Origin of the sequence: Kordiimonas gwangyangensis DSM 19435 = JCM 12864 (genome assembly GCF_000375545.1) — a bacterium.
GTDB lineage: Bacteria > Pseudomonadota > Alphaproteobacteria > Sphingomonadales > Kordiimonadaceae > Kordiimonas > Kordiimonas gwangyangensis.
On record NZ_AQXF01000002.1, the window covers coordinates 314,539 to 338,913 of the forward strand.

25 protein-coding genes are annotated in these 24,375 nt (G+C 56.7%); 12 read left to right on the forward strand and 13 right to left on the reverse strand.

Annotated elements, in window-relative coordinates; all coding sequences use genetic code 11:
• Positions 1-88: 88 nt before the first annotated feature.
• Positions 89-1,195: a phosphoribosylformylglycinamidine cyclo-ligase gene (purM, locus tag B150_RS19975; RefSeq protein WP_211205927.1), complete on the forward strand. Its 1,107-nt coding sequence runs from the start codon at positions 89-91 to the stop codon at positions 1,193-1,195.
• Between the two features lie 5 nt (positions 1,196-1,200).
• Positions 1,201-1,854 (forward strand): phosphoribosylglycinamide formyltransferase, encoded by a 654-nt coding sequence (gene purN, locus B150_RS0106475; protein ID WP_025896871.1) that lies wholly within the window; start codon positions 1,201-1,203, stop codon positions 1,852-1,854.
• 79 nt (positions 1,855-1,933) lie between these two features.
• Here the strand turns inward: purN and ndk are convergent, their stop codons facing one another.
• Complete coding sequence (gene ndk, locus B150_RS0106480) at positions 1,934-2,356, reverse strand: nucleoside-diphosphate kinase (protein WP_020399084.1); 423 nt, start codon at positions 2,354-2,356, stop codon at positions 1,934-1,936.
• Between the two features lie 150 nt (positions 2,357-2,506).
• On the opposite strand from ndk, the gene B150_RS0106485 reads away from it, so the two are divergent.
• Complete coding sequence (locus B150_RS0106485) at positions 2,507-4,405, forward strand: ABC-F family ATP-binding cassette domain-containing protein (RefSeq protein ID WP_026168238.1); 1,899 nt, start codon at positions 2,507-2,509, stop codon at positions 4,403-4,405.
• Positions 4,406-4,466: 61 nt separating this feature from the next.
• Positions 4,467-5,333: a DUF417 family protein gene (locus B150_RS19980; protein ID WP_020399086.1), complete on the forward strand. Its 867-nt coding sequence runs from the start codon at positions 4,467-4,469 to the stop codon at positions 5,331-5,333.
• Here B150_RS19980 and B150_RS0106495 read toward each other — a convergent pair.
• From B150_RS0106495 to B150_RS0106510, 4 genes are all read right to left on the reverse strand, one after another.
• The gene (locus B150_RS0106495; RefSeq protein ID WP_020399087.1) at positions 5,245-6,126 is read right to left on the reverse strand and encodes an alpha/beta hydrolase; all 882 of its coding nucleotides are present in this window, start codon (positions 6,124-6,126) and stop codon (positions 5,245-5,247) included. The genes B150_RS19980 and B150_RS0106495 overlap by 89 nt on opposite strands.
• 152 nt (positions 6,127-6,278) lie before the next feature.
• A complete protein-coding gene (locus B150_RS0106500) occupies positions 6,279-6,740 on the reverse strand; it encodes a GNAT family N-acetyltransferase (protein ID WP_020399088.1) in 462 nt (153 codons plus the stop codon).
• Positions 6,737-7,186 carry a DNA polymerase III subunit chi gene (locus B150_RS0106505; protein ID WP_020399089.1) on the reverse strand — a complete coding sequence of 150 codons (450 nt, stop codon included), beginning with the start codon at positions 7,184-7,186 and terminating at the stop codon, positions 6,737-6,739. Before B150_RS0106505 ends, B150_RS0106500 begins: the two co-directional genes overlap by 4 nt.
• A gap of 5 nt (positions 7,187-7,191) precedes the next feature.
• Positions 7,192-8,655, reverse strand: coding sequence for a leucyl aminopeptidase (locus tag B150_RS0106510; RefSeq protein ID WP_020399090.1), 1,464 nt, complete (start codon positions 8,653-8,655; stop codon positions 7,192-7,194).
• 245 nt (positions 8,656-8,900) lie between these two features.
• Here B150_RS0106510 and B150_RS0106515 point away from each other — a divergent pair, with 245 nt between their 5' ends.
• The 4 genes from B150_RS0106515 (at position 8,901) to rsmA (ending at position 14,397) form a co-directional block, all read left to right on the forward strand.
• On the forward strand, positions 8,901-11,141 hold the full coding sequence (locus B150_RS0106515; protein WP_238322563.1) for an LPS-assembly protein LptD: 2,241 nt from the start codon (positions 8,901-8,903) through the stop codon (positions 11,139-11,141).
• 88 nt (positions 11,142-11,229) lie between these two features.
• Positions 11,230-12,516, forward strand: coding sequence for a peptidylprolyl isomerase (locus tag B150_RS0106520; protein WP_155859962.1), 1,287 nt, complete (start codon positions 11,230-11,232; stop codon positions 12,514-12,516).
• A gap of 7 nt (positions 12,517-12,523) precedes the next feature.
• Positions 12,524-13,543 (forward strand): 4-hydroxythreonine-4-phosphate dehydrogenase PdxA, encoded by a 1,020-nt coding sequence (gene pdxA / locus B150_RS0106525; RefSeq protein ID WP_051078140.1) that lies wholly within the window; start codon positions 12,524-12,526, stop codon positions 13,541-13,543.
• Positions 13,540-14,397 (forward strand): 16S rRNA (adenine(1518)-N(6)/adenine(1519)-N(6))-dimethyltransferase RsmA, encoded by an 858-nt coding sequence (gene rsmA, locus B150_RS0106530; RefSeq protein ID WP_020399094.1) that lies wholly within the window; start codon positions 13,540-13,542, stop codon positions 14,395-14,397. Before pdxA ends, rsmA begins: the two co-directional genes overlap by 4 nt.
• A 6-nt stretch (positions 14,398-14,403) precedes the next feature.
• On the opposite strand, the gene gmk is transcribed toward rsmA, so the two are convergent.
• The 7 genes from gmk to fabD all read right to left on the reverse strand — a co-directional run bounded on the left by gmk (position 14,404) and on the right by fabD (position 20,650).
• Positions 14,404-15,063 (reverse strand): guanylate kinase, encoded by a 660-nt coding sequence (gene gmk / locus B150_RS0106535; RefSeq protein WP_020399095.1) that lies wholly within the window; start codon positions 15,061-15,063, stop codon positions 14,404-14,406.
• Between the two features lie 19 nt (positions 15,064-15,082).
• Entirely contained in the window at positions 15,083-15,970 is an 888-nt protein-coding gene (locus tag B150_RS0106540; RefSeq protein WP_020399096.1) for a YicC/YloC family endoribonuclease, read from the reverse strand.
• An 83-nt stretch (positions 15,971-16,053) separates the two neighbouring features.
• Entirely contained in the window at positions 16,054-16,953 is a 900-nt protein-coding gene (gene mltG / locus B150_RS0106545; RefSeq protein WP_162139667.1) for an endolytic transglycosylase MltG, read from the reverse strand.
• A 150-nt stretch (positions 16,954-17,103) separates the two neighbouring features.
• Positions 17,104-18,375, reverse strand: a complete 1,272-nt coding sequence (fabF, locus tag B150_RS0106550; protein ID WP_026168240.1) for a beta-ketoacyl-ACP synthase II — start codon at positions 18,373-18,375, stop codon at positions 17,104-17,106.
• A 107-nt stretch (positions 18,376-18,482) separates the two neighbouring features.
• Entirely contained in the window at positions 18,483-18,716 is a 234-nt protein-coding gene (locus B150_RS0106555) for an acyl carrier protein (protein WP_020399099.1), read from the reverse strand.
• A gap of 241 nt (positions 18,717-18,957) precedes the next feature.
• Positions 18,958-19,695, reverse strand: a complete 738-nt coding sequence (gene fabG, locus B150_RS0106560; RefSeq protein WP_020399100.1) for a 3-oxoacyl-[acyl-carrier-protein] reductase — start codon at positions 19,693-19,695, stop codon at positions 18,958-18,960.
• A gap of 16 nt (positions 19,696-19,711) precedes the next feature.
• Positions 19,712-20,650, reverse strand: a complete 939-nt coding sequence (gene fabD / locus B150_RS0106565; protein ID WP_020399101.1) for an ACP S-malonyltransferase — start codon at positions 20,648-20,650, stop codon at positions 19,712-19,714.
• A gap of 265 nt (positions 20,651-20,915) precedes the next feature.
• On the opposite strand from fabD, the gene rpsF reads away from it, so the two are divergent.
• The 4 genes from rpsF to B150_RS0106585 all read left to right on the forward strand — a co-directional run bounded on the left by rpsF (position 20,916) and on the right by B150_RS0106585 (position 23,932).
• On the forward strand, positions 20,916-21,293 hold the full coding sequence (gene rpsF, locus B150_RS0106570) for a 30S ribosomal protein S6 (protein WP_020399102.1): 378 nt from the start codon (positions 20,916-20,918) through the stop codon (positions 21,291-21,293).
• A complete protein-coding gene (rpsR, locus tag B150_RS0106575) occupies positions 21,293-21,523 on the forward strand; it encodes a 30S ribosomal protein S18 (RefSeq protein ID WP_020399103.1) in 231 nt (76 codons plus the stop codon). The genes rpsF and rpsR overlap by 1 nt, the downstream gene beginning before the upstream one ends.
• A gap of 24 nt (positions 21,524-21,547) precedes the next feature.
• Positions 21,548-22,153 carry a 50S ribosomal protein L9 gene (rplI, locus tag B150_RS0106580; protein WP_020399104.1) on the forward strand — a complete coding sequence of 202 codons (606 nt, stop codon included), beginning with the start codon at positions 21,548-21,550 and terminating at the stop codon, positions 22,151-22,153.
• Between the two features lie 252 nt (positions 22,154-22,405).
• Positions 22,406-23,932, forward strand: coding sequence for a replicative DNA helicase (locus B150_RS0106585; RefSeq protein WP_020399105.1), 1,527 nt, complete (start codon positions 22,406-22,408; stop codon positions 23,930-23,932).
• A 38-nt stretch (positions 23,933-23,970) separates the two neighbouring features.
• Here the strand turns inward: B150_RS0106585 and B150_RS0106590 are convergent, their stop codons facing one another.
• Positions 23,971-24,225 (reverse strand): hypothetical protein, encoded by a 255-nt coding sequence (locus B150_RS0106590; protein ID WP_020399106.1) that lies wholly within the window; start codon positions 24,223-24,225, stop codon positions 23,971-23,973.
• Positions 24,226-24,375 lie beyond the last annotated feature (150 nt).

Sequence of the window (24,375 nt, forward strand, 5' to 3'; positions counted from 1 at the left end):
GCCCCCTTATAGCAACTGAGCAGGCAATTGCCAGTGCTCTTAGGCTGGCAGTCAAATTTGCCTTTATTGCGGCAGGACAGGTCTCATCGTGGCACAAGATACTCAATCCTACACTTATAAACAGGCTGGCGTGGACATTGACGCTGGCGAAGCACTTGTCGAAAACATCAAGCCACTTGCGGCATCCACCCGCCGCTCCGGCGCTGATGCTTCCCTCGGCGGTTTTGGCGGTCTTTTTGACCTGCGCGCGGCAGGCTTTCAGGACCCGATCCTCGTTGCTGCCAACGACGGCGTGGGCACCAAACTGAAGGTCGCCATTGATGCCAGCAAACATGACACAGTGGGCATCGACCTCGTGGCCATGTGTGTGAACGACCTTGTTGTGCAAGGCGCTGAGCCGCTGTTGTTCCTTGACTATATGGCAACAGGCCATCTTGACGTCGCGCAGATGACGGACGTTGTCGCCGGTATTGCTGAAGGCTGCCGCCAGGCTGGCTGTGCGCTGATCGGTGGTGAAACGGCTGAAATGCCGGGTATGTACCACGACAAGGATTATGACCTCGCAGGCTTTGCCGTGGGCGCGGCCGAGCGCGGCACCATGATTGACGGCTCCACGGTGGCGGAAGGTGACGTGCTTCTGGGCCTTGCCTCGAACGGCACACACTCGAACGGCTATTCGCTCATCCGCCGCATTGTTGGCGACAAGGGCTTTAACTATGCTGACAAGGCACCGTTTGACGACAGCCTGAGCCTTGGTGAAGCGCTACTCGCACCGACCAAGATTTATGTGAAAAGCTGCCTTGAAGGCGTTCGCAAGGGTTATGTGAAGGCGCTGTCGCACATCACTGGCGGCGGTTTCCTTGAAAACGTACCGCGCGTAATGCCGAAGGACACTCTGGCCGAAATCGACAGCGGCGCTTGGGCCCTGCCCGGCGTATTCGGCTGGCTGCAGAGCGAAGGCAATATTGCCACGGCTGAGATGTCCCGCACGTTCAACTGCGGCATCGGCATGGTTGTTGTGGTCGCGCCCGAGCATGCAGACGCTGCCAAAGCGCTGTTTGAAGCTGAGGGCGAGACCGTTTACACCATCGGCAAGATCGTCGCGGGTTCCGGCTCACCAAAATGCCGCGTGACCGGCAAGGCTGGTACCTGGGGTGCCAAGGTGGACTGGTCCGCCATCACTGCAGAGGCTTGAAGCACGTGAGCAAACTTCGTCTTGGTGTAATGATCTCAGGCAGCGGCACCAACCTGCAGGCGCTGATTGACGCCTGCGCGCAGGCTGATTATCCCGCGAAGATCGAGGTTGTGATCTCGAACCGTCCTGACGCCAAAGGCCTCGACCGCGCGCGCAATGCTGGCCTCAAGGCCGTTTGCATTGACCACAAGGGTTATGACGACCGCGCGGTGTTTGAGGATGCGGTGCACAACTGCCTGACGGACCATAAGGTCCAGCTTGTATGCCTCGCCGGTTTCATGCGCCTTCTGGGCGCTGACTTTGTTGGCCGCTGGAAAGACCGTATGATCAACATTCATCCGTCGCTGCTGCCGTCATACAAAGGCCTGCACACGCATGCCCGTGCGCTTGAGGATGGGGTGAAGTTCGCTGGCTGCACCATCCACTACGTGCGCCCCGAGATGGACAACGGCCCCATCATCATGCAAACCGCTATTCCGATTGCGGCAGATGAGACGGAAGAAAGCCTGATCGCCAAAACACTCACGTACGAACACCGTATGTATCCGGCCGCTGTAAAGCTGATTGCCGAGGGAAAGGCGCGTGTGTCGGGCAACAAGGTGATTGTGAAGGAAGACGTGGCGCTGCCCACGGAAGGCCTCATCAGCCCCCTCGCCTGACGCGCATCATATCCAGACAACAAAAAAGGCCGGGAGTTTCCCGGCCTTTCTGTATTCGCAAACGAATTCCCTGGCTGGATTAGCCAACAATCTCGTTGCCAGCGAAGAACTGAGCGATTTCGATCGCTGCGTTCTCTTCACTGTCGGAACCGTGTACGGAGTTTTCGCCGATCGAGAGAGCGAACTCTTTACGGATCGTGCCTTCAGCAGCTTGTTCCGGGTTGGTCGCGCCCATAACTTCGCGGTTTTTCGCAACTGCGTCTTCGCCTTCGAGAACCTGCACAACAACCGGTGCGGAGGTCATGAACTCAACGAGCTCACCGAAGAACGGACGCTCGGAGTGAACAGCGTAGAAAGTCTCAGCTTGTTTTTGCGTCATGTGGATACGCTTCTGAGCTACGATGCGCAGACCAGCAGCTTCAAGCTTCGCGTTTACAGCACCGGTCAGGTTACGGTTGGTAGCGTCCGGTTTAATGATCGAAAAAGTACGTTGCACAGCCATTGTGACTAATCCCTTTTATAATGGGGTTTAACAGATTCGCGGGCCTTATAGCTGCAAATGCACGGAAAGCCAAGCGTTGCGTGCATGTGCGCGCACTGTGCCACTTTTGTGCCATTGCCTGCGCGCCAGCCATGTGATACTCCGCGCGCCATGCTGCACATTAATGACATAACCTTCCGTATTGCTGACCGCCTCTTGTTTGACGGCGCGACCGTGCATATTCCTGCCGGGCACAAGGTGGGTTTTGTTGGCAAGAACGGTGCGGGCAAATCAACGCTCCTCAAGATGATCCTTGGTGAGCTTGGCCCCGAATCCGGCGAGATCAAGATCAGGCCGCGGGCGCGCATCGGCCATGTGGGGCAGGAAGCGCCCGGTGGCCCGCAGTCGCTGCTTGAGACTGTGCTGCAGTCAAATCATGAGATGACAGCGCTTGAGGCTGAAGCTGAAACCGCGACGGACCCGGCGCGTGTGGCGGAAATTCACAACCGGCTGGCCGATATTGGCGCGCACACGGCAGAAGCCCGCGCTGCTACGATCCTCTCCGGCCTTGGCTTCGACACCGAGGCCCAAGCGCGGCCCTGTTCCAGCTATTCGGGCGGCTGGCGCATGCGGGTCGCACTTGCCTGTGTGCTGTTCAACGAGCCTGACCTGCTGCTGCTTGACGAGCCAACGAACTATCTCGACCTCGAAGGCGTGATCTGGCTTGAGAATTTCCTGCGCACCTACCCCTATACGGTGCTGATCGTGAGCCACGACCGTGACCTTCTCAATAAGGCCGTCACGCATATCGTGCATCTGGAGCAGTCGAAACTGAACCTTTATACCGGCGGCTATGACCGGTTTGAGGAACTCAGGCACGAGCTGATGGAGCGCCAGATGGCGCTCAAATCCAAGCAGGAAGCCGAGCGCCGGCATATTCAGGCATTTGTGGACCGCTTCAAGGCTAAAGCATCCAAGGCCAAGCAGGCACAAAGTCGCCTCAAGGCGCTTGAGAGAATGAAACCCATCGCCACGATGGTCGAGGCACATACGATCCCGTTCAAATTTCCGAAGCCAGACCCGCTCTCTTCCCCGCTTATTGCGCTTGAGGAAGCCAGCGTGGGCTATGAGGTCGGCAACCCGATCCTCAAGAAACTTGACCTGCGCATCGACATGGATGATCGCATTGCGCTTCTGGGCGCGAACGGCAATGGTAAATCCACTTTCGCAAAGCTCTTGGCTGACAAGTTGGAGCCAATGGAAGGCAAGATGCGCAAGAGCCGCGTGCTGAAGGTCGGCTATTTTGCCCAGCACCAGCTTGACGAGCTTATCGCCAAAGCATCGCCCTATGATCACCTGCAGAAGATGATGCCGGATGCGATTGAAGCCAAAGTGCGCGCCCGCCTTGGTGCCTTCGGTTTTGGTGCCGACAAGGCGGACAGGCCGGTCGAATCGCTGTCGGGCGGCGAAAAAGCGCGACTGATGTTCGCGCTCGCCACCTTCGAAGCGCCGCAGCTCATCATCCTTGACGAACCGACCAACCACCTTGATGTGGACAGCCGCGAAGCGCTTATCCATGCCATCAACGATTATGACGGTGCGGTGCTTCTGATCAGCCACGACCGTCACCTTGTTGAGGCCTGCGTGGACCGGCTGTGGATCGTGGAAAAAGGTGATGTGAAGCGCTTTGAGGGCGATATTGAGGATTACCGCCAGCATCTCCTCAAGGAACGCTCCGGCGAACGTGCTGACAGGCGCGGCCCCAAACTTGAGAACCAGAAAAAGGCAGCCCGCCAGAACGCCGCTGAACTGCGCCGCCAGCTTGCGCCCTTCAAACGTGCGTCCGAGAAGGCTGAAGCCGCGCTTGAAAAGCTGCTGGCCGAGAAAGACCGTGTGGACACGCGCCTTGCCGACCCCCGCCTCTATGAACCCGGTCAGGAAGACAAGGTGGCGAAGCTTTCAAAACTCGCGGGCGATTTGACCGCACAGATTGCAGAAGCGGAAGAAGCCTGGATGCTGGCGGAGGAAGCCTACACGGAAGCTCAAGACGCTGTGAACGACGCGTCATAGGCTTGACCCACCCGTAAGCTTGCGGCCTACTGCGGCAAATTTATTACCCAAGGGGGCATCCTTGTTTGCACTTGCAGAACGCCTGCGGCCCGGTCGCACATTCACCGAAGTTTTTGTCACGCTATCGCTCGCGGTATTGCTCATCTGGTTCGGCCTGATGAACATCTCGGGCGCGAGCGCGCCGGTTGTGGAACGCTGGCTCACCGGGCATGCTTTCCTTGGCAGTCTGCTCAAGCACAAACAGTATATCATGTGGGGCTTGGGCGGCCTTCAGGCGCTTTCCGGCCTGCTGATCGCGCTATATTCAGTTCCAGACCGGGTCAAGCGCATCGCTTACTGGTTCGTGGTAGCCTATAGCCTTGGCGCGCTCAGCCTGATGTTCACCAATAACGTCTGGATTGATAGCCTTGGCGGATTCCCGGCGATCGGCTCGGGACAAGGCATCATCAAATATGTCACGCTGCTTGGCCTCGCGCTATGGCGGCTGGGCATTCGCCATGCCGAAACCGTCATGCTTCTGGGTCTTATTCTGGTGCTGGGTTGGATTGGTGGCATGAAGTTCACCGCGCCTGAAGCGGCTGGTGTCGAACCGCTCCTGAAAACCAGCCCGGTATTTAACTGGTGGCTGACCGAGCATTTCAGCAAACAAGGCGCATCGAATGTGATCGGCGTGATTGAGCTGGTGACCGTGCTGCTGCTGAGTGCTTATTGGTGGAACCGCAAGCTCTTCACGCTAGGCTATTTGCTTGCGGCGTTCACTTTTGTTGTCACGCTCAGCTTCCTCGTCACCTTCGCGCCCGCATGGAACGCGAAGATGGGTGGTTTTCCGTACCTGGCCTCTAGCGGGCTGTTTCTTCTGAAAGACCTGCCGCTCCTGGCTGCATGTTTTGTGCTGTCAGTGCGCGGCGCAGCGACCAGCGGGCATTAACGTCCGCCAGCACCTGGGGCTGGAGCGCGACATTATAGTGGTCCGCCCCTTTGATCACGAGGAACTCGTCATCCTCACCCAGCACCTCCTTGAGGCCGGCACCTGATGCAAAGGGCACAACTTCGTCCGCGGTGCCGTGATAGATGACGATATGGCCCGATGCGGCTTTCAGTTTCTCATCACTCCTGAGCGGATAGTTGGTCAGGAACTCTGGCAGGAACGGATAGCGACGCACAGCCATATCCGCGATGGATTTCATCGGGGCGAACAGCATGACGTTTTCAACGTTCCGGGCTGCCGCAATATGGCTTGCGAACGTTGTACCGAACGAATAACCCACCACACGTATGTGGTTGTGGCCATAGCGAGCGGCGGCCCAATCATACCATTCCTCAGCATCCGCAAGCAGGTTGGCTTCCGAAAGCTCACCCCGGCTTTTACCAAAACCGCGGTAGTCCATCGACAGCACATCATAGCCCATATCAAGGAAGATTTTTGCGGGCTTCTCCGAGCTGCCAACGTTCCCGGCATTACCTTTATAGTAAATCACGAGATCACGTTGCTGGCGGCTGCCTGTCCTGATCAGCTCGTTCTTGAACAGAATGCCGTGCAACTGCGCGTCATCAGCGCTCAGGAAGACCTCTTCATGCGGGAGGGTGAAGTGATATTCATAGTCGTCTGCGACCGGCTCGAAATAGAACATCAGATGTTCCTGGAAGGCATATGCCGCGCCCATCACCATGGCGTATCCCGCAAGCAAACTGCCAACAAACCATTTCAGAAATCTTTTCATAGCCACTGCCTCCACGAAGGGCTTCCCGCCTGATTGTCGCTAAAGCCCTTTGTGGCTTTGCTTCACTATCAGGTTAGAAGGAGGCGGCTAAAAAAGCGGTAGGAATGGAATTGGCGGGATATAATGAAAGCATCAAGACGAACGGTTGAACGCTAGTCTTTCTTGCGTGTGTAGATATCCGGCACCGTGATTTCCATCATGATCTCTGGTTTGGCGAGGTCAGTGAAGCCCACCTGACGGTAAAGCGGGTGCATGTCGCTCGTGGCAAGCATCATACGGCGCAGGCCCTGTAGGTCCGGATGCGCCATGACCACATCCATCATCCAGCGGCCGAGCTTCTGGCCGCGTGTTTCTGCGGAAATATAAACATCCGCGAGGTAAGCGAAAGTGGCGCGGTCGGTGATCATACGGGCGCAGCCCATCTGGCCGTCGTGCTCATGGAACAAGCCAAAGGAAAGCGAATTTTCAAACCCACGGCGGCATATGTCCATGGGAATATCTTTGGCCCAGTAGCTGGCCGCAAGCCACGCATGTACGCGGTCAAAGTCAAACTCGGTAATGTCTGTCGAGATATAATACGGCAGGCTTTCGTGCCGCACAGGTGCGCTCGTCACGCTTTTTGCTCCCAGCCACCCATTTCGCGCTGCTGCCAATATGACATCTCTGCGCCAAAATCCTTGAAGGCTTTCCAGTCAGACCGGGCTTCAGCCACGATGCCTTCATCACGGCCATCGAACATATAAAGGCAACGATCATATTTGCTGATGTCGGGGCTTTTAACTGCGTCCACCAGCACGAGAACGGTGGCGCCGTTCGGGTTTTCGTCCCCGGTGGTGAGGAAGATGGTTTGCTCTTCGGGGCTTTCGCAGCCCTCGATATCATGCGGCAGGAAACTTGCGGGATCGTAATCCCACAAGACCTTGTTCACTGTTTCCATCAACCCTTTTGCAGGTAGCTTGACGACAGCCTTGAAACCCGCGTCCACCACGCGCTCCATCAGCTTGGGGAGGGCTTCCTCAAGCGTCTGGTTCTGCAGGTGATAGAAACGGATCTCAGCCACGCTGATTAACCTTCGTAGTTGTCAGCGACAAAGCGGTCGAGAAGACGTACGCCGTAGCCGGTGCCGCCTTTCTCGGAAAGCGGCAGGTCTTTCTCAGACCAGACCGTGCCAGCGATATCGATATGGCACCACGGAACATCGTTGGTGAACCGGCGCAGGAACTGCGCAGCAGTGATCGAACCAGCGGCACGCCCGCCGATGTTCTTCATATCCGCCGTCGGGCAGTCGATCATCTTGTCGTAATTCTTGTGAAGTGGCAGGCGCCAGACTTTATCGCCGGTATCGAGGCCAGCTTTGCTGAGCTGTGTAGCGATCTCTTCATTATCGGTGAAGATGCCAGCATGCTCATGACCGAGGGTGATGATGATCGCGCCCGTCAGTGTTGCAAGGTCAATCATGGTCTTCGGCTTGAAACGGTCTTGCGTGTACCAGAGCGCATCTGCGAGCACGAGGCGGCCCTCGGCGTCCGTGTTCAGGATTTCAATTGTCTGACCAGACATAGAGGTCACTACGTCGCCCGGGCGCTGGGCATTGCCGTCCGGCATATTCTCAACAAGGCCAACAACGGCAACCACATTCACTTTCGCCTTACGGCCCGCGAGCGCCTTCATCAGGCCAACAACGGTGCCGGCACCGCCCATGTCCCATTTCATTTGCTCCATGCCCTCACCCGGCTTGAGCGAAATACCGCCGGTGTCGAAAGTCACGCCTTTACCGACAAAGCTAATAGGCGCGTCGCCCTTGTTGCCGCCGTTCCAGACCATGATGGCCAGTTTGCTCTCGCGGATGGAGCCCTGCCCCACGCCGAGAAGCGAGCCCATGCCAAGCTCGGCCATTTCCTTCTCGCCAAGCACTTCAACCTCAACGCCGAGGTCCTTGAGCTCACCAATGCGGTCAGCAAAGCTCTCGGGGTGCAGGATGTTGGCCGGTTCGGACACCAGGTCACGGGTGAAGAACACACCGTCTACAACTGCTTTGCGCGGCGCGAATGCTTTCTCTGCATCCTTGCTGTCCGTGGCGAAAGTGACAGCCTTCAGGGTCGGCTTTTTGCTCTCAGGCTCTTTGGTGCGGTATTTATCGAACCGGTAGGAGCGGAGAAGCGCGCCTTCGGCCATCGCAACAGCATCCGCGCCTGCTTCGGCGAGGACCGTAACCGCAGCACTGCCGGAACCAAGAAGGGCAGCCACAACTGCGGCGCCAACTTCGGTCCAGTCTTGCGTGTTTTTGTCTGCCGCGGTGCCGAGACCCACGAGAAGAATACGGTCCACCGACAGGCCGTTCGGGGCGACGATGTCGAGCGTTTGTCCTGCGCTACCGTCAAAACGCGATGCGCTCATCGCTTTTGAGAGCGCACCACCGGTTTTGCTGTCTGCTTCCGCCGCAAGACCGGCAAGCGGCTTGTCCTTCTCTACAAGAAGCGCAACAGCGCCAGAAACCGGCATTTCAAGTGCAGCAAAGGAGATTTGCATGGGAACCTCTATTCTTTTTGAATTTCATTTACTTCCGGCCCATGAGACGTGCCCGGGCCGACCTCACCCAACCTAATGCCCCTTCCCGCGCTTTTGTTCAAGTGGTGCTCGTGAAATCGCCACATTTTTGGTCGATCCAGCAGGAAAGTTCGGCGCAGAAGCCGGGGGATGGACGTTCATTATTGCGCAGCCAATGCGCAACCGCTATCAAGACACAAAATAACGGTGGAACCGCGTCGGTGCTTATGAGGAATATTGTTTCGGGAAAGTCGCTCATCCTTGCGGGGCTGATGGGGTCGACAATACTGTTGTCGCTACCTTTGCGCGCGCAGGACGATGCACCAGCTGAAGACAATGTCGAGCTTTCTGCCGATAGCCTCACCTATGATGCCGAAACCGGCAGCGTTATCGCGACGGGCCGTGTCCTCCTCAAGCGCGACGGCTTTACCCTCGAAGCCGGCCAGGTCATCTATAACGAGCGCACGGGTACGGCCGAAGCCTCCGGCGCCGTCGAGATGACCACACCAACCGGTGAACGCATCATCGCCCCCCGTGTTATACTGTCAGATTCGCTCCGTGATGCTTTTGTGGAAGACGTTCGGCTGCTGATGAAAGACGGCGCGCAAGTCGCGGCGGCTGATGCAGTGCGTGACGGCGAAACCGGTACCACGACCCTTGACCTCGCGGTCTACAGTCCGTGCGAAGTCTGTGCGGACGGCAGCGGCAAGGCACCGCTTTGGCAGATCAAGGCCGTGCGTGTGGTCCACAACAAGGAAAAGAAGCGGCTGTACTATAAGAACGCATCGCTTGAAGTATTCGGCGTGCCGATCCTGTGGACACCCTATTTTTCGCACCCCGATCCAACTGTTGACCGTGCGAGCGGCTTGCTACCGCTTGATATCCAGACCACACGGAACCTCGGTTTTGTTGTAGGCCTGCCCTATTATCATGTGTTCAATGATAGTCAGGACGCGACCATTACACCGATCCTTACCACCAAGGAAGGTCTTGTGCTTGCGGGCGAATATCGCCACCACCTTGGGTTCGGCCAATATAAAATGGACGGCAGCGTCACCTATACCGATAGCCGGGACGACAATGGTAACCAGACGGGCGAACACGAATTCCGCGGCCATTTCAGCTCGGATGGCTATTTCAACCATTCCAAACGCTGGCGCTCGACCTACCAGGTCAATTGGGCCTCGGACGATACCTATCTGCGGCGCTATGAATTTTCCGATGCGGATACTCTCGTCAGCGAATACAAGCTCGAGGGCTTCTACGACCGCTCCTACGTGTCTGTACGCACGGTCGGTTTCCAAGGCCTGCGGGTTGAGGATATTTCGGGCCTGACCGGTCACGCCCTGCCGCTGCTTGACGCGGAATACATTCCTGATTTCGCGCCCTTTGGCGGCACCATCAGTATCAAGGGCAATGCGCTCGCGCTGCGCCGCAGTGACGGCCTTGACACGCAACGGGCATCGCTGTCCGCAAGTTGGGAGCGACGCTATATCACCCCGAAGGGCTTTGTGGTTGACCTCGAAGCCTACGCCCGCACCGACGCCTACAATCTTGGTGACATTGACCGGCCAGACGATCCGGTCTTTGGTGGCACCTTTGGCGGCACGGGCGACGGCAGCGAGTGGCGCAATCTTGTGCGCGGTACTGTCAGCGTCACCTGGCCGCTGGTGAAGTTCATGGAAAGTGGCAGCAGCCACACCATCGAACCCATCGTGGAAGTGACGGTATCACCGCGCCGCGGCACGCCGGATAACATCGTGAACGAGGATAGCCGGGCGTTTGAGCTCAATGACCTCAACCTCTTCTCGGCTGACCGGGCGTCTGGCTATGACCTGTGGGAAGAAGGCAGCCGCGTGACCTACGGTATGCAGTGGCGCTACGACGGCCAGGAATGGTCGACCGATGTGATGCTCGGCCAGTCCTGGCGTATTACCGGTACGGACACTGTATTTGCTGACGGCGCCGGCCTTGAGGGTGACGTTTCCAACATCGTTGGACGCACGCGGGTAAGCTACAAAGACTGGCTGCAGTTCGAACACCGTTACCGTGTTGATGAGCAAAGCTTCGCGGTTCGCCGCAACGAGCTTATGCTTGCCATGCGCGGCAATGTTGTGGGTATGCAAGCCGGTTACCTCAAACTAGACCGCGACATGAATATCGTGACGCGCGAGGACCGTGAGGAAATCCGCGCCAGCGCCTATTATAACATCAACAGCAACTGGCGCCTTGACGGTGGCTTCACCCATCGTCTCTCGGGTGCGACGGTTAGAACGGTTGATGTAGGCACCGGCAACCCTCTATATGTGGTCGAGAATGATGGCGGCGTTCGCTATGACGTGGGCGTCTCCTACAACAACGAATGTATTGAGCTGGGCTTGCGCTGGCGGGAAACCTTCACGCGTGACCGTGACGTAGAACCGGGCACTTCCATTATGTTCCGGTTGAAATTGAAGAATTTGGGCTAGAACCGCGCCTTGAAAGCGTCTAAAAGGCTATCCATACAAAGGGCGGGAGTGGCCCGATTTGAAAATTTTTGAGATGTAAAGTTTGGGCATGGCGAGACTTATTGAGAAAACACGGAAACTGGTTCGCAACAGTGTTGCTGGCGTAAGCTTGGCAGCACTCCTCGCAGGCTCGGCCATGAGCCAGCAGGCGATCAACAGCATTGAGGTGCTGGTGAACGACGAACCAATTTCCAGCTTTGACATCAACCAGCGTCTTCGCCTTGTGATCGCAGTTGCCGGCGGTGTCTCGAGCGAGCAGGAATTCCTTAAGGTTCGTGAGCAGGTTATCCGCTCCATGGTGGATGAGAAGCTCCAGATCCAGGAAGCTGCAACCGTTGAGATGAAAATCGAGGACGCGCAGCTCGAGGAATTCTTCCGTCGCCGCGCGCAAGGTCTCAACCAGACACCAGAACAGCTTGAGCAAGCGCTTCGCGGTATTGGCTCCAGTAAAAAGACCATGCTTGACCAGATGGAAGCTGAGATCGCTTGGTCCCAGCTCGTGCAGGGTCGCCTCGGCTCTTTCGTGAACGTGTCGGATGAAGAAGTAGAAGCTTACATCCAGCGCATTTATGACAACCGCGGCAAGTTTGAATACCGTCTCGCGGAAATTGTTCTGCTGGTTGACAACCCTGAGCAGGAAGCCAGTGTTCGCGCGAACGCAGAAGAGCTCGTGGACCGTATCAAAAAAGGTGCATCCTTCCCGGATCTGGCGCAGCAGCTTTCCGCCTCCTCAACCGCCGCAGTTGGTGGTGACCTCGGCTGGATCACGGCTGAAGACATGGATCCGGCCTATGCGACGGCAATCAACGAAATGCCGGTGGGTGACGTGTCGGCACCAATCCGTACTGCTGGTGGTTATGTGATCCTGGCACAGCGTGACCGTCGTCGTATCCTTACGGCCGACCCGCTTGATACGCAATTAACGCTTCGTCAGGTGCACCTGACGACAGAAAAGATGCAGGACGAAGCTGCCGCGAGCAAATTCCGGTCAGTTGTCGAGGGCCTGCACAATCAGGAAACTAGCTGTGCGGATGTTCCGCGCTATGCTGAGGAGTCCGGTGCTGATGGCAGGAACGAGATCGGCAACCTGCGCCTGCGTGACCTCCAGCCGGAAATCCGTGGCGTTGTTGAAAATGCTGAAGTTGGCAAGGCAAGCGAGGTCATAACCATGGACGACGGCATGCGTGTGCTGTTTGTTTGTAGCCGCACGGAGCCTACGGTTCAGGAACCAAACTTCGATGACATCTACAGCCAGATGGAACAGCAGCGTCTGTCCATGATGGGCCGTCGTTACCTGCGTGACCTGCGCAGGAAAGCCATCATCGACTACCGCTAATCGTACCATGAGCCGGGCAACCACAGATAAGCGCGGCCCTGCTCCTCTTGCCATCACAATGGGAGAGCCCGCAGGGGTTGGGCCCGAGTTGATCGCACGCCTATGGCGTGAGCGCGAAGCAATTGGCTTGCCGCCGTTCGTTTATGTAGGCGCGCCTGAGGCATTGCATGCTGTCGATGCCGATTTGCCAATTACGAGGATCGAACGTGCTAGTGACGCTGACAGCATTTTTGCAAAAAGCTTACCTGTGTTGCCGGTCTCCATCGCTGAAGCCGTCGTACCCGGAACACTGAACCCTGCCAATGGTGCTGCTGTAGTTGAAGCGATAGATACCGCTGTTTCGCTTGCCCTTGATGGCGACGTGTCGGCCGTGGTGACTGCACCCATTCACAAGGCAGCGCTTTACCAAGTGGGATTTTCCGCGCCGGGCCATACCGAGTATCTCGCGCGGCGCTGCGGGCTGGATGACAAGGCTTCCGTCATGATGCTGGCGACTGACGAGTTGCGGGTAATCCCGGTTACCATCCATGTTGCGCTGAAAGATGTGCCCAAGCACCTCACGGCAGGTGCCATTACGCATGCTGGCATGGTGGCGGCCCATGATCTTCGCGGCCGGTTTGGTATCACGAAACCGCGGATCGCAATAGCGGCTCTCAACCCTCACGCGGGTGAAGGCGGTGCCATGGGCATGGAAGAAGGCACACATATCATGCCGGCCGTCTGGGCTCTGCGCGATGAAGGGCTTGATGTCACTGATCCTCAGCCCGCCGATACGCTGTTTCATGCCGACGCGCGCAAAAAATACGATGTGGTGCTGTGCATGTATCACGATCAGGCACTTATCCCGATCAAGACACTGGATTTCTGGGGCGGCGTGAATGTCACACTCGGATTACCCATCATCCGCACCTCACCTGACCATGGTACGGCGCTGCCGCTGGCAGGCAAAGGCGAAGCCCGGACAGACAGCATGCTCGCTGCCATTCGCACGGCTTGGCAGATGGCGAAAAACGAGACCTCCGTATGAGTGATGCCTTACCACCACTTCGTGAGGTTATTCGCGAGTTTGACCTGCGGGCCAAAAAGTCTTTTGGCCAGAACTTCCTTCTCGACCTCAACCTCACACGCAAGATTGCGCGCGTCGCTGGCGACCTTGCGGATAGTGTTGTCTATGAGGTCGGCCCCGGCCCCGGCGGCCTGACACGCGGCCTATTGGCAGAAGGCGCCAAACGGGTCGTCGCTGTTGAAATGGATGAACGCTGCCTGCCCGCGCTCGCGGAAGTATCAAGGGCTTACGACGGTCGCCTGACCGTGCACCAAGGTGACGCGCTGGATATGGACGAGCCCACGCTGCTGGCGCCGCAACCGGGCGAGACACTGCGTATTGCGTCCAACCTGCCCTATAATGTGGGCACAATGCTTCTCATCAAATGGCTGACGCTTGATGAGTGGAAGCCCTGGTTCGCAAGCCTTACGCTGATGTTTCAGCGCGAAGTGGCGGAACGTATTGTCGCAAAACCGGGCAGCAAAGCCTATGGGCGCCTCTCGGTCCTTGCACAGTGGCGCGGCAAGGTGCGTATCGCCGTCAATGTGCCCGCGGCAGCCTTCACGCCACCCCCCAAGGTGGCAAGCGCCGTCATTCACTATGAGCCAAGTGAGCCGCTGGACGCGACCGTGAAACTCAAAGATCTTGAGCTTGTGGTGGAGCGTGCTTTTGGCCAGCGCCGCAAGATGCTGCGCGCGAGCCTTAAAAGCCTGCCCGTAAACGCGGGCGAGCTTTTGGCCAAGGCGGATATCGACGAAACCCGCCGCGCAGAAGATGTGAGTGTGGAAGAGTATGTCCGCCTCGCTCGCACCTACGCCGAGATGCGGGACGCATAGGCCGGATTATTCAGCGTCGCCGCGGCGTTCCGCCTGAAGATTACGCACAAATTCCGAGAGGCCCGGCCGACGTTCCCTGTGCAGGCGTTCTGCACGGATAATGCTCTTGAGCGATTCAAACGTTTCATCCAGGTCGTCATTGATCAGGACATACTGGTATTCTGCCCAGTGGCTGATCTCGGCTTCCGCCTGTGCCATACGCTTTTTGATAGTTTCTTCAGTATCTTGACCGCGTTTCTTCAAGCGATCTTCGAGTGCACGAACAGACGGCGGTAGAATAAATATCCGCACAAGGTCAATGGCACGTGTGCTCGAATCAAGCTGCTGGGCACCCTGCCAATCGATATCAAAAATCACGTCCTTTCCGTCACCGAGCGCAGTCATCACGGGGCCGCGGGGCGTACCGTAGCGGTTGCCGAACACCACAGCGTGCTCCAGCAGTTCGTCCTGCTCGATCATTTCCTTGAAGCGTTCATGGGTGACAAAATAATAGTCTTTGCCGTGTTCTTCGCCCGGGCGCGGCTCACGCGTGGTGGCTGACACCGACATGACAATTTCATTGTCTTCCTCGAGCAGACGGCGCGTCAGCGTGGTTTTACCGGCACCAGACGGCGAGGAGATAACGAGCATAAGCCCGCGACGGGAATAGACTGATTTTGCGGTCATAGGGCTTGCCTGTCACCTGTCATTCAATGTTTTGAACTTGTTCACGGAATTGGTCGATCAGTGCCTTAAGGTCTAGGCCGATCTTCGTCAATGCCGAATCGCTGGATTTGGAACATAAAGTGTTCGCTTCACGGTTAAATTCCTGACAGAGGAAGTCAAGCCGACGGCCCACGGGCTTGTCGCTCGCGAGCAGATTGTAGGTTTCCTCAACGTGGCTATCCAGGCGGTCCAGCTCTTCCTGAATGTCCGCTTTGACAGCAAGTATAGCGATTTCCTGCGCCAGGCGTTCATCCGATACCGGCTTGTCGGTATTCTGGAGCCGCGCCAATTGCGCGAGGAATCGTTCTTCCATTGCTTTCACACGGTCGCCGGCCACAGAACGTGCCTTATTCGAAAGCCGCGCAATACCCTCAAGCTGTGACTTGAGCACGCTTGCCATGCGCGTGCCCTCGTCGTCACGCGCGCGCTTGAGGTCAGTCAGCAGCGCCGCGAGGGAGCCTTCGAGCGCTGCCTCAAGGGCTTCGCGCTCTTCTTCCTTAAGTTCCTTGATCGTAAGGTCTGCCACGCCCTTGATCGCCAGAAGGCCGTCAATGCTGGCCTGTGCAATGCCACCCTGCCCGCCGTATTTAGCCGCAACATCGATGAGGGCCTTCAGGCGTTCCTCGTTGATCTCGAAGGTTGCTTCGTCGCCGTCACGAATGGCCGACAGCGAAATGAAGATCGAGCCGCGCGAGAGCGCTGCGGATACGATCTTTTTGATCTGAAGGTCAAAGCCGTCAAGGAACTGCGGCAGCTTGCACCGAATCTCAAGTCCCTTGTTGTTAACGCTTTTGATTTCCCAGTTCCACCGGAACCCTGCGCCTTCCCCTGCGCTGCGGGCGAATCCGGTCATGCTGCTAAGCGGCATATATATTCCTTCCACTGAACATTTAGCCACGCACTATAGTCGAGCAATGCGTGAAACGGCACCCCAAAATCCTGATGAAATGGTCAGGGACGCGAATTTCGCTCATACGCCCGCCAGCGCGCAACATTGCGGTTATGGTCTTCAAGGCTGGTCGCGAAGGCGTGGCCACCGGTGCCGTCAGCAACAAAATAGAGATACGGCACATCATCTGGGTTCAGCACCGCGCGGATTGCCTCAGCGCCGGGGTTTGCAATGGCCGTCGGCGGCAGGCCTGCAACCCGGTAAGTGTTATAGGGTGTTACTTCATTGAGTTCAGCGCGCGTTAGCCCCCGCCCGAGCGGCAGGCCTTCGGTGATGCCATATATGACGGTAGGGTCGGATTGCAGCCGCATACCTTTTTTGAGCCTGTTGATGAAAACCGCAGCGACCTTCCCGCGTTCAGACGGCACCCCGGTTTCTTTTTCAACGATGGAGGCGAGGATGATAGCGTCTTCCATGCTATCGAGCGGCAAATCGGGCGCGCGTTCCTCCCAAAGCCTGGTCAGCAGCTCATTCTGCTTGTCCTTCATGCGCTTCAGGACAGTCGTTGCGCTGTCACCCCGCTCATAAAAATAGGTGTCAGGCAAAAGGTGCCCTTCTGCGGCAAGTGACAAGCTCTCAAGCTCCAGCCCGAAGCTGTCACGCAGGATTTGGTCAACCTCTTTGGCGCTCAGTCCTTCAGGGATTGCGATGCGGCGCATATAGCGCTCACCGCGGGCGATTTTCTCAAACACGGCTTTAAGCGACATGCCCGGATGCACCTCATACTCGCCGGCCTGCAGACTCCGCTCCATACCCAGAGTCTTTGCAGCTGCCAAGAAGTGCCAGCGGGCTTTCACCAGCCCCTGCTCTTCAGCGAGATAACTGGCGCGCAACAGGCCGCTGCCGCGTTTGATGTAGAAATATTCTGTTTGGGTAGCCGGGATATCCGCGATGAGAATCATGCGGACAACACCAACTGCCACGCCACCCATGATCAGGGCCAGCGCTATAGCTAGGCTCAGGACAAATAAAAACCGGCTTTGGGTCATGGAGTTAGCCTATCAGCCTTCCCACCAACACCAAAGCCGGTCTTTTATCTTTCAGGGCGAAAATCAGTCGCCGTTGTATTCCCGCACCACGAGCGAAGCGTTGGTGCCGCCGAAGCCGAACGAGTTCGACAATGCGGCCTTCACCTTGCGCTCCTGCGCCACCAGCGGCACGAGGTCGATGCCGTCACAGCCTTCTGCGCGTTCATGCAGGTTGAGTGTCGGCGCAATTACACCGGTCTCAATCGACTTGATGCAGAAGATGGCCTCAACAGCACCAGCGGCACCCAGGAGGTGACCGATGGACGACTTTGTCGAGGACATGGCAACTTTGGACGCCGCGTCACCGAGCAGACGTTTCACTGCACCAAACTCGATCGGGTCACCAACCGGCGTTGAGGTGCCGTGCGCGTTGATATAATCGAGATCCTCAGGATTGAGGCCCGCGCGCTTCAGTGCAGCCTGCATCGAACGGTAACCACCGTTGCCGTCTGGCGCCGGCGCGGTCACATGATAGCCGTCACCGGACATGCCGTAACCGACGATCTCAGCGTAGATTTTCGCGCCGCGCTTCTTCGCATGCTCAAGCTCTTCAAGCACAACGATGCCTGCGCCCTCGCCCATGACAAAGCCGTCATGGCCTTTGTCCCACGGGCGGGATGCCGCTTCAGGCGTGTCATTATATTTGGTCGACAGTGCTTTAGCCTGGGCAAAACCCGCCATGCCAATTGCACAAATCGAGGCTTCTGCACCACCCGCGACCATTACGTCCGCATCATCAAGCATGATGAGGCGTGCAGCGTCGCCGATGGAGTGTGCGCCGGTCGAACATGCGGTTACAGCCGCGTGGTTCGGACCTTTGAAACCGTATTTGATCGACACGTTGCCGGACACGAGGTTAATGATCGAACCCGCGATAAAGTGCGGGCTGATGCGGCGATGGCCGCGCTCGTGCAGCAGGATGGAGGATTCGGAAATCCACTTCAGGCCGCCGATGCCGGCGCCGATCATGACACCGGTGCGCAGCAGTTCTTCTTCGCCCGGCTCTTCCCAGCCAGCGTCGCGGATTGCCTGCATGGCCGCGGCCATACCAAATACGATGAATGTATCAACGCGGCGCTGATCCTTCGGCGCCATCCAGTCGTCAGCATTGAAAGTGCCGTTCGACCCGTCGCCAAGCGGAACCTCGCACGCGATGCGGCAAGGGTAATCGCTTGCGTCAAACTGTGTGATTTGACCTGCGCCAGATTGACCTTCGATAAGTCGGCTCCAGGTTTCATCGACGCCATTTGCCAGCGGCGACACCATTCCCAGACCTGTCACAACCACTCGTCTCATCTGTCGATCCTCAATTTATAACCAGCCCAAAAAGACAGAAAATGAAAAAGGGCAACAGCCAACCTCAACCGGCTCGGCTGTTGCCCCCATGAAATAGCAGATCCAGCTTAGGAATTCGCGCTAATAAAGTCGATCGCGTCTTTCACGGTCTGGATTTTCTCAGCCGCATCATCCGGGATCTCGATGCCGAATTCTTCTTCGAACGCCATGACCAGTTCAACCGTATCAAGGCTGTCTGCGCCCAGATCGTCAATGAAGCTGGCGTTTTCGGTTACTTTGTCTTCGTCAACACCAAGGTGCTCAACTACGATCTTTTTCACCTTGTCGGCGATATCGCTCATTGCTTTTTTCCTCGTTTTCTACACCGAAATGTAAGGGGACAGTCCCTAGTTTATGAAGCCCCCTCGTGTTGCGGAAATCCTAGCAATCTTGCGCCAGATCGCCCGCATCGAGGGCGCTAGTAACACAGTTTCCCCTCTTTGAGAAGACTCTGTTATGTTTTTGTGGCAAGCGCCTCAGCCCTCACCACTATCAAGTTCCGTCTCATCCTGCCAATCAAAAATGGCATAAAGACGGACAAGATCAGATCATCGCCAATCCGCCATTCACATGGAGGGTTTGACCGGTCACATATTTGGCCTCTGGTGACGCCAGATACAAGACTGCGGTTGCGATATCTTCCGGCGTGCCAAGCTCGCCCGAAGGGATGCCACCAGTGATGGCAGATTTTTGTTCGTCCGTGAGTACGTCGGTCATCGGGGTCGCGATAAAGCCGGGTGCAACACAGTTCACAGTAATGCCGCGGCTCGCAAGCTCAGCCGCCAGTGCTTTCGACATACCAATCATACCGGCCTTGGATGCACAGTAGTTCGCTTGACCCGGGTTGCCGGTCACGCCAACAACCGAGGTGATGTTCACCACACGGCCCCAGCGGGATTTCATCATGCCGCGCATGGTTGCCTTGATCAGACGGAAGGAGCTTTCGAGGTTGACCTGCATGACGCTGTCCCAGTCCTCATCCTTCATGCGCATGGCAAGCGTATCTTTTGTAATACCAGCGTTGTTCACGAGGATATCAATGCCACCCATGGCGTCTGCAGCCTCTTTTGCAAGCTGGTCCACGCTCGCACGGTCCGAAAGGTTCGCCGCGATCACATGCACCCGCTCACCAAGTTCAGCGGCGAGATCCTGCAGCTTTTCTGCGCGGGTTCCAGAGATGACAACTTCAGCGCCTGCTGCATGAAGCGTGCGGGCAATTGAGGCGCCAATGCCGCCGGTCGCGCCAGTTACGAGCGCTTTTTTGCCTGTAAGGTCAAACATTCAAATTCCCCTGATCTTAGAGCGTTGCCGTAAAGGCTTCGATATCCGCCGGGTCCTGCAGGTTTACGCAAGCCAGTTCTTTATCAATACGGCGCACGAGGCCCGTGAGTACCTTGCCGGCACCAACTTCAACAACTTCATGCACGCCCAGTGACGAGAAGGCGGCAACGCTTTCACGCCAGCGCACGCTTGCCGTAACTTGCTCAATAAGAAGTGTACGGATGCCTTCAGGCTCACTGATCGGCGCTGCAATCACGTTCGCGATTACCGGCACAACCGGGCGGTTCACCGTCACGTCCGCGAGCGCTTCCTTCATCTCATCAGCCGCTGGTTTCATCAGCGGGCAATGGAATGGTGCAGACACAGGCAGCAGCAGGCCACGCTTGGCGCCCTTTGCTTTTGCAATTTCAATCGCGCGTTCGACAGCTTCCTTGTGGCCGGACACAACGACCTGCCCGTCAGCATTGTCGTTTGCAGCAACACAAACCTGATCGCCAGCGGCTTCTTTAACAACAGCGTTCACATCTTCGAGGCTCAGGCCAAGGATGGCGGCCATCGCGCCTTCGCCCACCGGCACAGCGCGCTGCATGGCCTGGCCGCGGCGCTTCAGCAGGCGCGCAGCATCAGCAACGGAGAATGCACCGGCTGCTGCCAATGCGGAATATTCGCCAAGGGAGTGGCCAGCCACATGGCTCGCGATATCTTCAACCTTCACGCCACCGGCTTCCAGCACGCGGATAACCGCGAGCGAACAGGCCATCAGGGCTGGTTGGGTGTTCTCGGTCAGGCGCAGATCTTCTTCAGGCCCGTCCCACATCAATTTGGAGAGATGCTGCGAAAGCGCGTCATCTACCTCTTCGAATACAAGCTTCGCCGCTTTTTCAGCGTCCGCGAGCGCTTTACCCATTCCCACAAACTGGCTGCCCTGGCCAGGGAACACGAGTGCACGGGTCATATCAGCACCTCCAATTGCCCTTCTGATCTTCTGTGATCTAGGGCCAAATGGCATAAGCCGTAGCGTCCACGCAAGACTTTACAGCAATTAATTCGCAAAATGCAGGCTTTCCCTTGCATTTGGCAATATGCAGCGTTATAGAGGCGCGTCCTGAGTCTGGGCTGATGTGTTTATTCGCACGCTTTATGGCACAGGATGTTTGTTAAGGAAAGCTGGAGGCACCCGTCATCGCGACCGGTGAACGATCAGCATACAGGAGCAAAACATGGCTACGTACGAGCATGTTTTCATCGCGCGGCAAGACGTAAACGCCTCGCAGGTGGAAGGCATCACGGCCGATCTCTCCAAGATCATCGAGGAGAATGACGGCAAGGTCGCTAAGACCGAATACTGGGGTCTCAAGAACCTCGCTTACAAAATCAAGAAAAACCGCAAAGGCCACTATGTTCTTCTGAACATTGATGCGCCGCACGCTGCGGTCGCTGAGATGGAGCGTCAAGCACGCCTTCATGAAGACGTTATTCGTTTCATGACCATCCGCGTTGATGAACTCGAAGAAGGCGAAAGCATCGTTCTTCGCGCTAAAGCTGATAAAGAGCGCCGCGGTCCGCGCGAGCCTCGTGGCGAAAGGAAACCCCGCTAATGGCTGCTCGTCGTCCATTTTTCCGTCGTCGCAAAACCTGCCCGTTTTCCGGCGAAAACGCACAAGTAATTGATTACAAAGACGTAAAACTGCTTCAGAAGTATGTTTCTGAGCGCGGCAAAATCGTTCCGAGCCGTATTACGGCTGTTTCCGCAAAGAAACAGCGTGAGCTCGCTAAAGCGATCAAACGCGCCCGTAACATCGCCCTGCTGCCGTTCATCGTCAGCTAATCGCTCACCCCAAGGAGACATAAAATGGAAGTCATCCTGCTGGAACGCGTCGAGAAACTCGGCCAGATGGGCGATATCGTAACTGTCCGTGACGGTTTTGCCCGTAACTTCCTGCTGCCGCAGAACAAAGCTCTTCGCGCTACCGCGTCGAACAAAGCTGCGTTCGAAGCCGACAAGGCTCGCCTGGAAGCAGAAAACCTCGAGCGCCGCAAAGACGCTGAAGCCGTTGCTGCGAAAATGGAAGGCCTCAAGGTCGTCATGGTTCGCGCTGCTGGTGAAAGCGGTCAGCTTTATGGTTCGGTTTCGAGCCGTGATATCGCTGAAGCTGTTACCGAAGCTGGTGTTGCAATTGTCCGTACCCAAGTTGTTCTTGACCGCGCAATCAAAACCCTCGGCCTGCACGACGTTGTAATCCGTCTGCACCCGGAAGTTTCGAAAACGGTTGTTGTGAACATCGCACGCAGTGACGCTGAAGCTGAGACCCAGTTCGCAACGGGTTCGGCTGTAACCGGCCTCGCTGACGACGAAGATTTCGTTGAAGAAGACGACGTTGAAGAACTCTTCGAAGACGAAGCTCCGGAAGAAGCGGTTGAAGAAGTAGCTGCAGACGCTGACAAAGCTGACGCGTAAGCTTCTCGCACATCAAATTCAGGAAAAGGCGGCTTTCTGGCCGCCTTTTTCTTTGCCCGAAGACATGGCATCCCCAAGTTATCCCCAGAGTTATACCCCTGTGGAAAACTTCCCGGTGGATAACCCGAATTAGCTGTTTTGTGATACCCTGCCCTGTGCGATGGTGCCCGCCACATCCGGGACAGCGGCACAGACTCGCAGATGAATAAATCCCGGGCTCAGGAAGAAACGCCCACCAACGGAGGCTTACCCATGGAAGCGCTCAAATCTGACGCTGCCAACGACGAACAAGACTCGATGACCTACCGCCAACCGCCCCATAACCTCGAGGCGGAACAGGCACTGTTGGGTTCGATCCTCGTCAACAATGAAGCTGCCCAGAAGGTACAGGGCTTTTTGCTGCCTGAGCATTTCTATGAGCCGGTTCACGGGCGCATCTATTCTGCAGTCCTTAAGCTGATGGACAAAAACCAGATCGCAGATCCGGTTAAACTGAAACCCTATTTCGAAAATGACGAGGCGCTCAAGGACGTTGGCGGCGCGCGCTACCTCGTTCGCCTTGCGGCATCTGCCGCCACCATCATCAACGCCGAAGACTATGGCCGTACCATCTATGATCTCGCGCTTCGCCGCGCGCTCATCCAGATTGGTGAGACAATGGTCAACGACGCCTATGATGCGCCGGTTGATGCCGAAGCGAGCGAGCAGATTTCAGACGCTGAAAAGCAGCTTTTTGACCTCGCCGAACTTGGCCAAGCTGAGAGCGGTGCACAGCCCTTCTCCCGCGCGCTTCGCACCGCGGTTGAGAACATCGAGAATGCGTACAAGGACCCAGACAGCCTGTCGGGTATCGACACGGGCCTCACGCGCCTCAACGAGAAAATTGGCGGCCTGCACAACTCTGACCTTGTGATTCTTGCCGGTCGTCCCGCTATGGGTAAAACGGCACTGGCCACCAATATCGCCTTCAATGCTGCCAAACGCTACGCGCAAGACAAACGTGAAGGTATCCCGCACGAACGTTCAAAGGGTGCGGTTGTGTGTTTCTTCAGCCTCGAGATGTCTGCCGACCAGTTGGCCTCCCGTATTCTCTCAGATGTCGCGAACCGTAACTATAATGGCCCGGAGCCGATCCAGTCACACAAGATGCGTCAGGGTCACTTGAAGGAAGACCAGTTCGAAGCCATTGCGCGGGCCGCAATTGAGCTTGAGGACACGCCACTCTTTATCGATGACACGCCTGCGCTAACCATCGCAGCACTGAGGAACCGAGCGCGACGGCTCAAGCGCCAGCACAACCTGGGCCTTGTCGTGGTCGATTACCTTCAGCTTCTTCGTGGGTCTGGCAAAGGTACCGCGAGCGAAAGTCGTGTGCAGGAAATTTCGGAAATTACCCGTGGTCTCAAAGGTTTGGCGAAAGAACTTCATGTTCCGGTTATCGCCCTTTCACAGCTTAGCCGTACGGTGGAGCAGCGTGAGAACAAGCGCCCAATGCTGTCTGACCTTCGTGAATCCGGCTCCATCGAGCAGGACGCGGATATGGTGATGTTTGTGTTCCGTGAAGAATATTACAAGGAAAAGGAACAGCCGGGCGAAGGCGAGCAGACCAAGCATGCCGAGTGGCAAGCGCAGATGCAGGCGCTATACGGCAAGGCTGAGGTTATCATTGGTAAACAGCGTCACGGCCCGGTAGGCACCGTGCACCTTGCGTTCGAGAAAGAATGCACCCGCTTTACCGACCTTGTGGACGACGATCACCTGCCCGAGCGCTTTGAATAGCGCTCAGGGCAGACTGTTTGGGCAGACTGTGCAATCACTCAATCACAAATGATGGTCACTTCCTGACCGCTTTCGCGGGTGACGGTAACCGTACCACCGTTTTTACGGCAATTCACGTCGCCGTTTGACGTGCGCACGGTATTTTCTTCAATCACGATATCGTCCCCCGATACAGTGACCTTCATGCCCCAGCCATCACTGCTGGAGGTGTCCTTAGGCGAAAACAGATAGCTGATCGCCATCATGGCCACCACTGCCACAAGCACGCCGCCGAAAATCATATTCCTTGTCATGGTCATTCCTCGCGTTTTTATTTCTTTTAACTCCGCACTTTGAGAATATGCACTCGTGCAACGGCAATTTCAATATTGTGGGTTCAAGATTAAAGACGCTGATGTCTTGCCAAGCCCGGCAATGTTCCATATTCACACATACACCTGACA